Raw genomic sequence first — 14,040 nt, 5'->3', positions numbered from 1 at the left:
AATGAAACAAAAAGCTATCTATCCTGAATATAAATTGGAGACTATGATGAAAACAGCATTTTTATTTAGCGGACAAGGTGCACAATATCAAGGAATGGGTCAAGACCTCTACCATGAACCCATCGTGAAACAGACTTTTGATGAAGCTAGTCAGATCTTGGGCTATGATATGGCGGAGCTTTGTTTTTCAACAAATGAACGTTTGGATCAAACGATCTATACGCAGCCAGCTATTTTAACTGTCAGCATTGCGTTCTATCGTTTGCTGAAAGAACATGGAATCACTCCTCAAGCCGTTTTAGGGCTTAGTTTAGGTGAGTATTCTGCTTTAGTGGCCAGTGGTGCGCTCTCCTTTAGAGAAGCGGTAGCATTGGTCGAAAAAAGAGGCACGTTTATGACAGACGCTGCACCTAACGGTAGTGGGAAAATGGTAGCTGTGATGAATGCACCGGTAGATGTCATCGAGAGCTGTTGTAAGCAGGCAGAAGAAGCGGGGATCGTTTCCCCTGCAAATTACAATACACCTCAGCAAATCGTCATCGGAGGCGAAGAAAAAGCAGTGGATCAAGCGGTGGCACTGTTACAAGAACAAGGGATCAAAAGAATGATCCCACTCAATGTAAGTGGCCCTTTCCATACAGCAATCTTAGAACCTGCTGCTAGACAATTAGCGGAAGAACTAAGCAACATCGTTTTTTCAGAGCCTGAAATACCTGTGATCAGCAATACCACGACAGAACTCATGACGAAAGAAAGAATCCCAGGTTTACTTGAAAAACAAGTGATGAAACCCGTTCGTTTTTACGAAAGTATCGAAAAACTTAAAGATTTAGGGATCGATCAAGTGGTCGAAGTCGGACCCGGTAAAGTATTAAGTGGCTTTATGAAAAAAATCGACAAGTCGATCGCCGTCGCACGTGTGGAGAATCAACAAACATTTGAAGAAACAATCAATCGATTGTCATAGGAGGCAAGTTATGGACGTAACTGGAAAAAATGTATTTATTACAGGTAGTACGCGAGGAATTGGTGAAGCAATCGCTTTAGCCTTTGCCAAAGCAGGCGCAAACATCTTCTTAAATGGTCGTGGAGAGATCCCAGCCGAAAAAATCAATGCGATCAAAGCGTATGGGGTTGAATGCATAGGGATCTCAGGTGATATCTCCGATTATGATAAAGCAGGAGAGATGATCAAAGAAGCAGAACAGCAGCTCGGTTCTGTCGATATTTTGGTCAATAATGCGGGAGTTACGAATGATAAACTTGTCTTACGTATGGATGCAGATGATTTCAAAAAATGTTTGGATATCAATCTAACAGGAACGTTCAATATGACACAGCATGTGTTAAAGAAAATGATGAAAAAAAGAGAAGGCGCAATCATCAATCTTTCAAGTGTTTCAGGATTGATCGGTAACTTGGGTCAAGCCAATTATGCGGCAAGTAAAGCAGGGGTTGTCGGTTTTACTAAATCTGTTGCAAGAGAAGTTGCCACACGAGGAATCACATGTAATGTGATTGCTCCGGGGTTTGTCACTACAGATATGACAGATGTATTATCCGAAAAAGTAAGAGAACAAGCAGAAAAACAAATTCCAATGCAACGTTTCGGCCAAGTGGAAGATATTGCGGAAGCCGCATTGTTTTTAGCGAAAAGTTCGTATATCACAGGTCAAGTCATCAATGTTGACGGCGGATTGGTCATGCACGGATAGGGAGGAAAATTTATGAATCGAGTAGTAATTACAGGTTATGGAGTCACTTCACCGATAGGTAATGATGCAGATAGTTTTTTAGCTAGTTTAAAGGCAGGGACAAATGGCATTGCACCGATCACAAAATTTGATGCAACAGACACGGGAATCACATTAGCAGGTGAAGTAAAAGACTTTCCTTTTGATAAATACTTTGTAAAAAAAGATAGCAAACGTATGGATATGTTTTCGATCTATGGCATTTATGCTGCAATGGAAGCCTTGACGATGAGTGGGATCGAAAAAGAAACGATCAATCAAGATCGTTTTGGCGTTATCGTTGGCTCTGGGATTGGTGGGTTACCAACGATCGAAAGCCAAGTCATCCGCATGCACGACAAAGGAGCCAATCGTGTATCACCAATGTTTGTTCCAATGTCGATCGCCAATATGGCAGCTGGTAATATTGCGTTGCGTGTAGGGGCGAAAGGGATTTGTACGTCGATCGTGACCGCTTGTGCCAGTGGAACGAATGCGATTGGTGAAGCATTCCGCAACATCAAACATGGTTATTCCGATATCATCCTTGCAGGTGGAACAGAAGCAACAATCTGTGAAATGGGGATCGCTGGATTTGCGGCATTGACTGCTTTGTCAACATCGACAGATCCTGAACGTGGATCGATGCCATTTGATGAAGACCGTAATGGTTTTGTCATGGGTGAAGGGGCAGGAGTATTAGTTCTTGAATCACTGGAACATGCACAAGCTCGTGGCGCAAAAATCTTTGGTGAAGTTGTGGGTTACGGCTCAAATTGTGATGCTTACCATATGACAGCACCAACACCAGATGGTTCTGGGGCGTCAAAAGCAATGAAATTGGCGATGGAAGAAGCGGGTATCGATGCAAAAGAAGTGGGCTATATCAACGCACATGGAACAAGTACACCTGCAAACGATCAAGCAGAAGCTAAAGCGATCCAAATCGCATTAGGAGACTCTTTCAAAGAAACCTATGTCAGCAGTACGAAATCAATGACTGGACATTTATTAGGTGCTGCAGGTGGGATTGAGGCGCTTGCCACTTTGATGGCGTTAGAGCATCAGTTTATTCCACCGAACATCAATGTTGAAAAACAAGATCCTGAAATCGATCTGAACGTTGTGATCAATGAAAGTAAACCAGCTGAACTGTCTTATGCCATGAGTAATTCACTAGGATTTGGTGGACATAATGCTGTACTATGTATGAAACGCTGGGAGGAATAATGTTGAAGATCAATGAAATCAAAGAATTAGTCAGTCAATTTGATCAGTCAACTTTAACAGAATTTGACTTGAAAGACGGACAATTTGAATTATATATGAATAAAAATGAAATGAGTCGGGGAATGGGACAAACAGTACCAACAACGAGTGCTTCTGAACTACAACCTCAACAAGTTGTACCGACTTTACCAAAAGAAGAAAGCCACTCTGTACAACCAGAAGCAGTTGCGCCGACAATTGATGGGACTGAAGTGAAATCACCAATCGTTGGAATCGTCTATCTACAACCATCTCCTGACAAGCCAGCATTCAAGAAAGTAGGAGACAAAGTCGCTAAGGGTGAAGTGATCTGTATCATTGAAGCAATGAAATTGATGAACGAAGTAACTAGTGATGTCGATGGTGAGATCGTTGCGATCTTGATCGACAATGAAGAAGTCGTAGAATACGGACAACCACTCTTTATCATCCAACCAAATTAAGCCAAGGAGAACCAGACCTATGAATATACAAGAAATCAAAGAAATCATCCCTCATCGCTATCCGCTGTTGCTGATTGATCGAGTGGAAGAAATCGTCGAAGGCGAACGGATCGTTGCTAAAAAAAATGTGACGATCAATGAACCTTTTTTCCAAGGACATTTTCCAGAAGAACCTGTGATGCCGGGGGTATTGATCGTAGAAGCGATGGCCCAAGCAGGAGCAGTAGCTCTATTATCATTGGAACAGTTCAAAGGAAAAACTGCTTACTTTGGCGGATTAGATAAAGCGAAGTTTCGTAAAAAAGTGACTCCTGGAGATACGTTGATATTAGAAGTGGAAATTACTAAAATCAAGTCTTCTGCAGGAATAGGCAAAGGAATTGCAAAAGTGGACGGCAAAAAAGTTGCTGAAGCTGAATTAACCTTTATGATTGGATAGGTGAGTTATGTTTTCAAAAGTCTTGATAGCAAATCGCGGCGAAATAGCCGTACGGATCATTCGTGCCTGCCGTGAGCTTGGAATCCAAACCGTTGCGGTCTATTCTGAAGCGGATGCGGAGGCATTACACACACAATTAGCAGACGAAGCCGTCTGCATCGGTCCTGCAAGAGCAACAGATTCCTATTTGAATGTACAAGCAGTTCTAAGTGCAGCCATCGTTACAAAAGCAGAAGCAATCCATCCTGGATTTGGATTCTTATCTGAGAACAGTCGATTTGCTTCGATGTGTGAAGAATGTAATATCGTCTTTATTGGTCCTAAAAGTAGAACGATCGATGATATGGGGAATAAAATCAACGCACGTCAGTTGATGCAACAAGCAGATGTTCCTGTGATCCCAGGTAGTGATGGTGTGCTATCGACTGTTGAAGAAGCACTGGAAGTGGCAGAAAAAATTGGCTATCCAGTGATGCTCAAAGCCGCCGCTGGTGGTGGCGGTAAAGGAATCCGCAAAGTCTTGTCAAAAGAAGAATTACCACAACATTTTTCATCCGCCCAACAAGAGGCAGCAGCTGCTTTTGGTAACGATGATATGTATTTGGAAAAAATCATTTATCCTGCAAGACATATTGAAGTGCAAATATTAGGTGATCAATTTGGTCATGTTCTGCATCTAGGTGAACGTGATTGTTCCTTACAAAGAAATAATCAAAAAGTCTTAGAAGAATCACCATCTGTTGTGATCTCTGAGGAAAAACGAAATCACTTGGGTGCAGCAGCTGTCAGAGCAGCAAAGGCAGTGAACTATGAAAATGCAGGAACGATCGAATTTTTAATGGATGAATCCGGTGATTTTTATTTTATGGAAATGAACACCCGCATCCAAGTCGAGCATCCAGTAACAGAAATGGTCACAAATATCGATCTTGTCAAAAAACAAATCGAGGTTGCGGCCGGACGACCACTAGAGATCCAACAAGAAGATATCATTTTCCAAGGTCATGCGATCGAATGCCGGATCAACGCAGAAAATCCAGCATTTCATTTCGCTCCTTCACCAGGTAAAATCAAGAATTTGTTGCTACCAGCTGGTGGTATGGGATTAAGAGTCGATAGTGCGGTTTATTCAGGTTACACGATTCCACCTTATTATGATTCAATGATTGCTAAGGTCATCGTACATGGCGATACACGTTTCGATGCGTTGATGAAAATGCAACGGGCATTGAGCGAGATCGTGACAGATGGCGTGATCACGAATGCTGAATTCCAAATGGATCTGATCAGTCACCCTGCAGTGATTGCTGGTGATTACAGTACCGCATTCTTACAAGAAGAGTTTTTACCAAACTGGATTCCCGAGACGGAGATAGGAGACGAATAAGATGGCTTTATTCAAAAAGAAAAAATACATTCGAATCAATCCTAATCGAGAAATCAAGCCAACGAATGCACCATCGGTCCCTGACAATATGTGGGCGAAATGCCCAAATTGTAAACATATCATCTACACAAAAGATATCGGGGAAGAAAAAGTATGTCCACACTGTAGTTATAACTTTAGGATCGGCGCATGGCAGCGATTAGCGTTGATCATTGATGAGAAAAGTTTAGAGGAATGGGATACGGATCTTGTCACAAAAGATCCCCTTGATTTTCCTGAGTATCAAGAAAAGATTAGCAAGATGCAAGAAAAGACTGGCTTACATGAAGCAGTTCTGACAGGTCAAGCGACTATTAAAGGCATTCCTTTTGCTATCGGTGTCATGGACCCTAATTTTATTATGGGAAGTATGGGGACGATCGTAGGGGAAAAGATCACTCGCTTGTTTGAACGTGCGGCGAGTAAAAAATTACCCGTTGTATTGTTCACTGCTTCAGGGGGCGCCCGGATGCAAGAAGGAATTTTCTCTCTCATGCAAATGGCCAAAATCTCCGCAGCGGTCAAACGTCATAGCAATAAACAACTATTTTATTTGACTGTCTTGACAGATCCGACGACCGGTGGTGTTACCGCCAGCTTTGCGATGGAAGGGGATATCATCTTAGCTGAACCGCAAAGTTTGATTGGCTTTGCCGGCCGCCGAGTGATTGAACAAACAATCAAACAAGAGCTACCAGAAGATTTCCAAAAAGCAGAATTTTTACTGGAACATGGCTTTGTGGATCAAATCGTTCCACGAAAAGAACTCAAGGATACGATCCATCAATTACTAGAATTGCATACGCAGAAAGGATGGATCAACCATGAATAAAACTGCTCATGATATCGTCCAACTGGCGCGAGCAAAAGATCGTTGGACAAGTCTTGATTTTTTTGAAACGATTTTTGAAGGCTTCCAAGAATTTCATGGTGATCGCTTATTTGGTGACGATGAAGCGATTGTCGGAGGTGTGGCAAAACTAGCAGGAAAACCTGTGACCGTCATTGGTATCCAAAAAGGTCGTGACTTACAAGAAAATATTCGCCGGAATTTTGGTTCTCCTCATCCGGAAGGTTATCGTAAAGCACTGCGTTTAATGAAACAAGCAGAAAAATTCAACCGTCCGGTCATTACGTTGATCAACACTGCAGGTGCTTATTGTGGAATTGGTGCAGAAGAACGTGGCGAAGGGGAAGCGATTGCCCGTAATCTATTAGAAATGTCGGATTTAAAGGTACCAATCATCAGTATCATTATTGGTGAAGGCGGTAGTGGCGGGGCATTAGCCTTGGCATTGGCTGATGAAGTCTGGATGTTAGAACAAACGATCTATGCTGTTTTATCACCAGAAGGCTTTGCTTCGATTCTTTGGAAAGACGGCAGTCGGGCAGCCGAAGCCGCTGAATTGATGAAAGTCGCTGCTGGTGAATTATTAGAGTTAGACGTCATCGATCGAGTGATCCCCGAAACATTCAATGGAGAGCCTTTAGGCAAGGGAAAAGTTGCGCGTATGATGCAAAAAGCATTGATCGAAAAACTGAACGAACTCTGTCTGAAACCAACCGAAGAATTAATTGAACAACGCTACCAACGTTTTCGTAAATATTAAAGGTATTGCGTCATATACAGACGTCGCTTATGTAAATGAAAAACTGTAGAGGGATTCCTCTATAGTTTTTTTGTGTATGAACAAATAGGTCAATGGCTAATAGATGATGGTTGCTTGTGTGTCAATAAATCATGAAAAGTATTGATTATTGTCGATACAGAATTCATGTAAAAATAGTATTCTAAAACATAATTTTGTTATTTTTAATTTATATGATATCTTTGTTCAAAAAGAGTTGATGCAGTGTTGGGAAAATTGTTGAATGTTCTTTTTATGGTGTGTTATTTACGGTAACGCTATTTTTGACTGGCTGTTCTAAAGCGGATGATCATCAATTAGAAAATGCCGAGATCGTTCAACTAACGAATACTGGGGCGATACAAAATAGAGGTAGTTATACTCTTAAAGAGGGTAATTTAGAAATCATGAAAGAAATCCAACTGGCACAAAACCTAGATCAAGTCCGATCTAATCTAAAACTCTCAAGCAGTGAAGAACAAGAAATCAAAAGTTTGCTGACACCTGATTTTACAACCGAAGAACAAGAATTAAAAACGGCTGAACTTTTTCAAACGTTTGTTAAAGAAATCAAACATGTAACAGTCGAAGTAAATCAGAAGAAAACAACAACATTAGTCGGAAAGGATTATCGAAAAGAATTTTCTGGGGTAGGTGAAGTGGGAATCGTTTATCTAACTCACATAAGATTGAATATAGTTTTGTGTCAGGAAATGAGGAATAGTTGATTAAAGAAATAAACTGAATAGAGAATGATATAAGCTGAGACCTAGTACTCGGCTTTTTTTCATTACCTGTAGCGAAATAATAAAATAAATATTCTTAATTCGTCATTATTATTCATTTTTAAAGTATAAAAGCGAAATAAAATAAATAAATATACAAAAAATAGTTTATTTTTGAAATTTTCATGCTATAATGACAGAACAAAATGAATAAGGGGCGAGACAATGAAAAAGATTTCAGGAATTATTTTGTTTTTAGTTACAACATTCGCATTAGGAGCTTGTGGCAATGGGGATGCAGCAGAATCAAACGATCAATTGGCAGAGATCAAGGAAAGTGGTGTATTGAAAGTAGCAACATCTGCTGACTATGCGCCGTTTGAATTTCATACGATCGTCGATGGGAAAGATCAAATCGTCGGATCAGACATTGATTTAGCAAAGGCTATTGCAGATGAACTTGGTGTGAAACTGGAGCTTTCAGATATGAGTTTCAATACAGTGTTAGCCTCTTTAAAAGAAGGGAAAGTCGATGTAGCGATTTCAGCGATTTCAGCGACCGCAGAACGGAAAGAACAATTTGATTTCACCGATAACTATTACAATCCGCCACAAGTTCTTGTGATCAACAAAAAAGACCAAGGGACATTAACAAGCATTGATCACTTGGCAGGTAAAAGCTTAGGGGCGCAAAAAGGCTCGATCCAAGAAGCAGTGATCAACGAACAAATCCAAGAAGCTAAAGTAGTCACGATCGATAAGGTGCCAAATATGGTGATTGAGATCAATCAAGGTTCACTTGATGGCATGGTCGTTGAACAAACGATTGCCGAAGCATATATCGCTCAAAATCCCAACTTGATGATTGCAGATATTCCTTTGGAACAATCAGATGATGAAGCTTTTGCTATTGCCTTACCAAAAGGGAGTACAGAATTACAAGAAGAGTTGAATAAAATTATCAAAAAACTAAGTGATGAGGGAAAAATCAATGAATTCATCAAAAAAAATCATGAACTAGCTGAACAAACAGCGAAAGAATAGAGGGACGCAGTGTGAATTTTTCGTTTTTAGATAAGTACTTACCTTATTTTTTATCCGGCGCGGTCGTTACGATCGTCATTTCGATCTTGACAGTCATCTTTGGTACAATAATCGGCTTAGCCATGGCATTGATGAAGCGCTCAAAGATCAAGCCTTTGAATTGGTTAGCTAATAGTTATATCGAATTACTAAGAGGCACACCGATGTTATTACAGATCATGATCGGATTCATCTTATTGCAACGTTTCTTTCCAGCGCTGGATTGGTCCGTGGGGATTTTAACGATCGACTTAGGGCGTTTGATACCAGGAATCATCGTATTATCACTGAACTCTGGGGCGTATGTTGCTGAAATCATCCGTGGAGGAATTACGGCTGTTGATATGGGACAAACAGAAGCTTCGTATTCACTAGGCTTACGTCCTATACAAGCGATGCGTTATGTCATTTTTCCACAAGCGTTGAGAAATATTCTGCCACCATTAGGAAATGAGTTTGTAACGTTGATCAAAGATTCTTCTTTACTGACAGTGATCGGTATCAATGAATTGATGGGATCTGCTCAAATCGTTATCTCAAACTCCTATATCCCATTGGAACCTTATTTTATTGCCGCAGGGTTATACTTCGTTATGACCTTTGTCACATCGCGGTTGTTGAGTAGTTGGGAGAAAAAACTCGGAAAAGGATATCAACGTTAGGAGAGAATGTGGTATGGAAAAATCAATAGTAACGATCAAACAGCTAAGTAAATCATTTGCAGAAACAGAAGTATTGAAAGGAATTACTACGACCATTTCCGCAGGGGAGGTCGTGGTAATCATCGGTCCTTCAGGTTCAGGAAAAAGTACGTTTCTCCGTTGTTTGAATCTACTCGAATCTCCTACAGCTGGTACGGTGGAGTTTGAGGGGAGGGATATCACACACAAGCAACACGATATTTTTAAAACAAGAGAAAAAATGGGCATGGTTTTTCAACAGTTCAATCTATTTCCCAATATGACAGTATTAGAAAATATCACCTTATCACCAATCAAAGTGAAAAAAATGCCTAAGAAAGAAGCCGAGGCGATCGCTTTGGAATTATTGGCAAAAGTTGGTTTGTCAGATAAAGCCACCGCCTACCCATATTCTTTATCAGGTGGGCAGCAGCAACGGATAGCGATTGCCCGAGCGTTGGCAATGCAACCAGACGTCATGTTGTTCGATGAGCCCACTTCGGCACTTGATCCAGAAATGGTGGGTGAGGTGCTCTCCGTTATGTTGCAACTAGCACAAGAAGGGATGACGATGGTCATTGTCACTCATGAAATTGGCTTTGCAAAAGAAGTGGGGGATCGGATCATTTTTATGGATCAAGGGCAAATCCTTGAAGAAGGAACACCTGTCGAAGTATTTGAACGAACCAGTCATCCTCGGACGATCGATTTCCTAGCAAAAGTCTTATAGTAAGAAAAGATATACGATATAGGTAGATTTAGATGTTTTTTTCGAGTCTGCCTGTAGATGATGATGTTAGTCCTCAAGCAATCCGCAAAAATGAATACAAAGAATACCTTTGAAAAACAGCAACCAACTTCTTAAATAATAAGAAACTATTATAGAAGCTGGTTGCTGTTTTTTGGCACTGATTACTTTTGTCATAACTATAGGGAAAAGGTTTAATGTATAGAGGTAGTTTTTTTTTAGATTTTACAGTATAATATGGGGTTGAGGAGTACATATCGTGCTCCTTCATTTTTTGCAGATGAGGAGACAACATGTTTTCAAATTATAAACCTACATGGATGGTAGAAGCCGTCTATAAAATTACCCCTGCACAACTGAAAAAACTAGGGATCAAAGCCGTCTTGACGGACCTTGATAATACACTGATTGCTTGGAATAATCCAGATGGAACGGAAGAATTGTTCACTTGGATTTTAGAAATGAGAAATGCGGGCATACCAGTAGTCGTTGTTTCTAACAACAACTCAGAACGCGTAGCTCGTGCAGTTAAAAAATTTGAGCTACTTTATGTGGCAAGAGCGTTGAAACCTTTGCCAGTGGGAATCAATAAAGCAAAAAAAATGTTGGATCTGGCAGACGAAGAGATCATCATGATTGGTGATCAGATCATGACCGATATTCGTGGCGCGAATAGTGCCGGTATCCGTAGTGTCTTAGTTAAACCAATCATTGAAACTGATAGTTGGAAGACGAAATTCAATCGGTTCTGGGAACGTAAGATCATGAGTTATTTAGTAAAGAAACATCCAGATATGGATTGGCGAGGTGGCATTGAATGAACGAAGAATTACAATGTATCGGTTGTGGTGTGATGATCCAAACAGAATATCCTGATGAATTAGGTTATACACCAAAAGCAGCACTCGAAAAAGGGTTAGCAACAGGAGATGTTTATTGTCAACGTTGTTTCCGTTTGAGACATTATAATGAGATCCAAGATGTATCATTGACAGATGATGATTTCTTGCAATTACTAAATGAATTAGGTCAAAAAGACGCATTGATCGTCAATGTGGTGGATATTTTCGACTTCAATGGCTCACTGATTCCTGGGTTACATCGTTTTGTCGGAAACAATCCAGTTCTTTTGGTTGGGAACAAAGTCGATATTTTACCTAAATCATTGAAAAAATCAAAAATGATCCAATGGATGAATGAGCGTGCCTATGAAGCGGGGCTAAGACCTGTTGAAGTGTTGTTGACAAGCGCAAAAAAAGCACCTGAAATGACAACACTTCTAAAAAAGATCGAAAAATATCGTGAGGGTCGAGATGTATATATCGTTGGTGTGACGAATGTCGGAAAATCGACATTGATCAATCAAATCATCAAAAATACGGCAGGCGTCCAAGAAGTGATCACAACTTCGCAATTCCCAGGAACAACGTTAGACAAAATCGAGATTCCATTGGATGATGGGCAATTTTTGATCGATACACCAGGAATTATCCATCGCCATCAAATGGCCCACTATTTAGGCAAAAAAGACTTACGTATCATTGCACCGACGAAGGAAATCAAGCCTAAGGTGTATCAGCTGAATGAAGGTCAAACGCTTTTCCTTGGAGGATTAGCTCGATTCGACTTTATAAGTGGCAAACGGGGTTCATTTATTGCTTATGTATCAAATGATGTCAATTTACATCGGACAAAATTAGAAAAAGCCGATGCTTTTTATGAAAAACATGTCGGTGGCTTATTACAACCACCACGTCCGAATGAAGTCAGTGAATTCCCTGAACTTGTTCGCTTTGAGTTTTCTGTAAAAGAAAAGACAGATATCGTCTTTGCAGGACTAGGCTGGATCACGGTAACGGAACCAGCAGTCATCGCAGGCTGGGCACCAAAAGGGGTACATGTGTTAAGAAGAAAAGCACTGATTTAAGAAAGAAGGAAAAACATGAGTTTAAGAGGAAAGCAAAAACGATTTTTACGTAGTCAGGCACACCATCTTCAACCAATCTTCCAAATCGGTAAAGGTGGGATCAATGAAGCAATGATCGTCCAAATCGAAGAAGCACTTGAAAAAAGAGAATTGATCAAAGTATCATTGCTGCAAAATACAGATGAAATCGCAGAAGATGTGGCACAAGTATTAGAACAAGCCATCGCATGTGAAGTGGTTCAGATCATCGGACGCGTGCTTGTTTTATACAAAGCATCATCCAAAGAGAAATATCAACGGATATCTAAAGAAGTACATGCAATCTAAGGAGTGACGAAGATGAAATCGCAAGCGAAATCCTTTGTTCGATCTCAAGTATTTCCAAAAGAAATGCCCCATCTTTACGAGAAAAGAAAACAGGTGGGGATCTTGGGCGGAACTTTCAATCCTGTGCATCTAGCCCATCTAGTGATGGCAGAACAAGTAGGACAGAATTTAGGACTAGACCATGTCTGTTTAATGCCTTCCTATCAACCACCTCATGTGGATGAAAAGCCAACTATACCGGCAGAACATCGCTTAAACATGCTGGAACTTGCGATCGAAGACAATCCTTTTCTAACGGTTGAAACGATTGAAATCGAACGAGGTGGCAAAAGCTATACGTATGACACGATGAAGGCTTTGACTCAAAATAATCCTGATACGGACTACTATTTTATCATTGGCGGTGATATGGTCGAATATTTACCAAAGTGGTACAAAATCGACGAGTTATTGACAATGGTCCACTTTGTCGGTATCCATCGACGTGGGTGTCAAGAAGAAACCCCATATCCTGTGATTTGGGTCGATGTCCCTGAGATTGATCTAAGTTCGACAAAGATTCGTCAAAAAATCCAACAAGGATGTTCCGTCCGTTATTTGATCCCAGATAAAGTCTTGGATTATATTCAGAAAGAAGGCTTGTATCAACATGAATTATAGTACAGATTATACGGCCTATACTCGAGAAATCTTGATGCAAAAAGTCCAAATGAGAATGAGTGAACAGCGCTTCAAACATGTCTTAGGTGTAGAACAAACAGCTATTGCACTTGCTGAAAGGTATGGTTGCTCGCCAGAAAAAGCGAGTATCGCCGCATTGACACATGATTATGCAAAAGAACGACCAGACGATGAGTTTATCTTATTCATCGAACGTGAGCAACTTGATCCAGAGTTATTAGCTTATGGAAATGCGATTTGGCACGGATTAGTCGGTGCATCATTTGTTGAACGAGAATTAGACATCACTGATGAGGAGATCTTACAAGCAATCCGTCTCCATACGACAGGAGCTGCTGAGATGTCCTTACTCGATAAAATCATCTATGTGGCTGACTATATCGAACCAGGACGTTCCTTCCCAGATGTCAAAGAAGCCCGTGAGATTGCCATGATCGATTTAGATGAAGCAGTTGCATTCGAAACCAAACATACATTAGCACATTTAATTGCGCAAGAAATCAAAATTTATCCAAAAACAATTGAAACATATAATCATTGGGTAGCAAAATAGCTGACCCATTAGGAGGAAATCATCATCGATAGTAAAGAACAATTAAAAATCGCTGTCCAAGCAGCAGATTCAAAACGTGCAGAAGATATTTTAGCTTTAGACGTCCGTAAAGTGTCGCTATTAGCTGACTACTTTATGATCTGTTCAGCAAACAGTGAACGTCAGATCAATGCCATCGTGGAAGAAATCATTGAAAAAGAAGAAGAAAGCAAATACGAAGTAAAACGCGTAGAAGGAAAAGAAGGCGGCAAATGGATCCTGATCGATCTAGGTGATTTGATCATCCATGTATTCCATGCCCCAGAACGTGGTTTTTATAATTTAGAGAAATTATGGTCAGATGCGCCACTTGTCGATTTGACTGAATGGTTGGATTAA

18 protein-coding genes are annotated in these 14,040 nt (G+C 40.5%); all 18 read left to right on the top strand.

Going from position 1 to position 14,040, the window contains the following annotated elements:
* The first annotated feature begins 46 nt into the window (after window positions 1-46).
* The 18 genes from fabD (at window position 47) to rsfS (ending at window position 14,040) form a co-directional block, all read left to right on the top strand.
* The gene (gene fabD, locus P3R27_RS06880) at window positions 47-967 is read left to right on the top strand and encodes an ACP S-malonyltransferase (protein ID WP_034688542.1); all 921 of its coding nucleotides are present in this window, start codon (window positions 47-49) and stop codon (window positions 965-967) included.
* Window positions 968-977: 10 nt separating this feature from the next.
* Window positions 978-1,715 carry a 3-oxoacyl-[acyl-carrier-protein] reductase gene (fabG, locus tag P3R27_RS06875; RefSeq protein ID WP_034688439.1) on the top strand — a complete coding sequence of 246 codons (738 nt, stop codon included), beginning with the start codon at window positions 978-980 and terminating at the stop codon, window positions 1,713-1,715.
* A 12-nt stretch (window positions 1,716-1,727) separates the two neighbouring features.
* Window positions 1,728-2,963 carry a beta-ketoacyl-ACP synthase II gene (fabF, locus tag P3R27_RS06870; RefSeq protein ID WP_034688437.1) on the top strand — a complete coding sequence of 412 codons (1,236 nt, stop codon included), beginning with the start codon at window positions 1,728-1,730 and terminating at the stop codon, window positions 2,961-2,963.
* A gap of 2 nt (window positions 2,964-2,965) precedes the next feature.
* Window positions 2,966-3,445: an acetyl-CoA carboxylase biotin carboxyl carrier protein gene (accB, locus tag P3R27_RS06865; protein WP_301356783.1), complete on the top strand. Its 480-nt coding sequence runs from the start codon at window positions 2,966-2,968 to the stop codon at window positions 3,443-3,445.
* Window positions 3,446-3,464: 19 nt separating this feature from the next.
* Window positions 3,465-3,884: a 3-hydroxyacyl-ACP dehydratase FabZ gene (gene fabZ, locus P3R27_RS06860; protein ID WP_010735872.1), complete on the top strand. Its 420-nt coding sequence runs from the start codon at window positions 3,465-3,467 to the stop codon at window positions 3,882-3,884.
* Window positions 3,885-3,891: 7 nt separating this feature from the next.
* Window positions 3,892-5,271, top strand: coding sequence for an acetyl-CoA carboxylase biotin carboxylase subunit (locus P3R27_RS06855; protein ID WP_034688432.1), 1,380 nt, complete (start codon window positions 3,892-3,894; stop codon window positions 5,269-5,271).
* A gap of 1 nt (window position 5,272) precedes the next feature.
* Entirely contained in the window at window positions 5,273-6,142 is an 870-nt protein-coding gene (gene accD, locus P3R27_RS06850) for an acetyl-CoA carboxylase, carboxyltransferase subunit beta (RefSeq protein WP_034688431.1), read from the top strand.
* On the top strand, window positions 6,135-6,920 hold the full coding sequence (locus P3R27_RS06845) for an acetyl-CoA carboxylase carboxyl transferase subunit alpha (RefSeq protein ID WP_034688429.1): 786 nt from the start codon (window positions 6,135-6,137) through the stop codon (window positions 6,918-6,920). The genes accD and P3R27_RS06845 overlap by 8 nt, the downstream gene beginning before the upstream one ends.
* A gap of 278 nt (window positions 6,921-7,198) precedes the next feature.
* Window positions 7,199-7,666, top strand: a complete 468-nt coding sequence (locus P3R27_RS06840) for a hypothetical protein (protein ID WP_080693146.1) — start codon at window positions 7,199-7,201, stop codon at window positions 7,664-7,666.
* A 222-nt stretch (window positions 7,667-7,888) separates the two neighbouring features.
* Window positions 7,889-8,707: a transporter substrate-binding domain-containing protein gene (locus tag P3R27_RS06835; RefSeq protein ID WP_034688428.1), complete on the top strand. Its 819-nt coding sequence runs from the start codon at window positions 7,889-7,891 to the stop codon at window positions 8,705-8,707.
* 11 nt (window positions 8,708-8,718) lie between these two features.
* Window positions 8,719-9,408, top strand: coding sequence for an amino acid ABC transporter permease (locus P3R27_RS06830; RefSeq protein ID WP_126134012.1), 690 nt, complete (start codon window positions 8,719-8,721; stop codon window positions 9,406-9,408).
* 13 nt (window positions 9,409-9,421) lie between these two features.
* Window positions 9,422-10,156: an amino acid ABC transporter ATP-binding protein gene (locus P3R27_RS06825; RefSeq protein ID WP_034688425.1), complete on the top strand. Its 735-nt coding sequence runs from the start codon at window positions 9,422-9,424 to the stop codon at window positions 10,154-10,156.
* 311 nt (window positions 10,157-10,467) lie between these two features.
* The gene (locus tag P3R27_RS06820; RefSeq protein ID WP_010735865.1) at window positions 10,468-10,995 is read left to right on the top strand and encodes a YqeG family HAD IIIA-type phosphatase; all 528 of its coding nucleotides are present in this window, start codon (window positions 10,468-10,470) and stop codon (window positions 10,993-10,995) included.
* Entirely contained in the window at window positions 10,992-12,101 is a 1,110-nt protein-coding gene (gene yqeH, locus P3R27_RS06815; RefSeq protein ID WP_034688423.1) for a ribosome biogenesis GTPase YqeH, read from the top strand. The genes P3R27_RS06820 and yqeH overlap by 4 nt, the downstream gene beginning before the upstream one ends.
* Before the next feature lie 15 nt (window positions 12,102-12,116).
* Window positions 12,117-12,428, top strand: a complete 312-nt coding sequence (yhbY, locus tag P3R27_RS06810) for a ribosome assembly RNA-binding protein YhbY (RefSeq protein WP_019724120.1) — start codon at window positions 12,117-12,119, stop codon at window positions 12,426-12,428.
* Window positions 12,429-12,440: 12 nt separating this feature from the next.
* The gene (locus tag P3R27_RS06805; RefSeq protein WP_034688420.1) at window positions 12,441-13,088 is read left to right on the top strand and encodes a nicotinate-nucleotide adenylyltransferase; all 648 of its coding nucleotides are present in this window, start codon (window positions 12,441-12,443) and stop codon (window positions 13,086-13,088) included.
* Window positions 13,078-13,662: a bis(5'-nucleosyl)-tetraphosphatase (symmetrical) YqeK gene (gene yqeK / locus P3R27_RS06800; RefSeq protein ID WP_034688419.1), complete on the top strand. Its 585-nt coding sequence runs from the start codon at window positions 13,078-13,080 to the stop codon at window positions 13,660-13,662. The genes P3R27_RS06805 and yqeK overlap by 11 nt, the downstream gene beginning before the upstream one ends.
* A gap of 24 nt (window positions 13,663-13,686) precedes the next feature.
* Window positions 13,687-14,040, top strand: a complete 354-nt coding sequence (gene rsfS, locus P3R27_RS06795) for a ribosome silencing factor (protein ID WP_034688417.1) — start codon at window positions 13,687-13,689, stop codon at window positions 14,038-14,040.

This window comes from Enterococcus spodopteracolus (assembly GCF_030441955.1).
Classification (GTDB): Bacteria; Bacillota; Bacilli; order Lactobacillales; family Enterococcaceae; genus Enterococcus_B; species Enterococcus_B spodopteracolus.
This window is presented reverse-complemented; position numbering and strand designations above follow the sequence as displayed.

Bases quoted from the DNA above. Each gene is read 5' to 3' on its own strand.
- fabD (WP_034688542.1), top strand. From the start codon at position 47: ATGAAAACAGCATTTTTATTTAGCGGACAAGGTGCACAATATCAAGGA.
- fabG (WP_034688439.1), top strand. From the start codon at position 978: ATGGACGTAACTGGAAAAAATGTATTTATTACAGGTAGTACGCGAGGA.
- fabF (WP_034688437.1), top strand. From the start codon at position 1,728: ATGAATCGAGTAGTAATTACAGGTTATGGAGTCACTTCACCGATAGGT.
- fabZ (WP_010735872.1), top strand. From the start codon at position 3,465: ATGAATATACAAGAAATCAAAGAAATCATCCCTCATCGCTATCCGCTG.
- P3R27_RS06855 (WP_034688432.1), top strand. From the start codon at position 3,892: ATGTTTTCAAAAGTCTTGATAGCAAATCGCGGCGAAATAGCCGTACGG.
- accD (WP_034688431.1), top strand. From the start codon at position 5,273: ATGGCTTTATTCAAAAAGAAAAAATACATTCGAATCAATCCTAATCGA.
- P3R27_RS06845 (WP_034688429.1), top strand. From the start codon at position 6,135: ATGAATAAAACTGCTCATGATATCGTCCAACTGGCGCGAGCAAAAGAT.
- P3R27_RS06835 (WP_034688428.1), top strand. From the start codon at position 7,889: ATGAAAAAGATTTCAGGAATTATTTTGTTTTTAGTTACAACATTCGCA.
- P3R27_RS06825 (WP_034688425.1), top strand. From the start codon at position 9,422: ATGGAAAAATCAATAGTAACGATCAAACAGCTAAGTAAATCATTTGCA.
- P3R27_RS06820 (WP_010735865.1), top strand. From the start codon at position 10,468: ATGTTTTCAAATTATAAACCTACATGGATGGTAGAAGCCGTCTATAAA.
- yqeH (WP_034688423.1), top strand. From the start codon at position 10,992: ATGAACGAAGAATTACAATGTATCGGTTGTGGTGTGATGATCCAAACA.
- yhbY (WP_019724120.1), top strand. From the start codon at position 12,117: ATGAGTTTAAGAGGAAAGCAAAAACGATTTTTACGTAGTCAGGCACAC.
- P3R27_RS06805 (WP_034688420.1), top strand. From the start codon at position 12,441: ATGAAATCGCAAGCGAAATCCTTTGTTCGATCTCAAGTATTTCCAAAA.
- yqeK (WP_034688419.1), top strand. From the start codon at position 13,078: ATGAATTATAGTACAGATTATACGGCCTATACTCGAGAAATCTTGATG.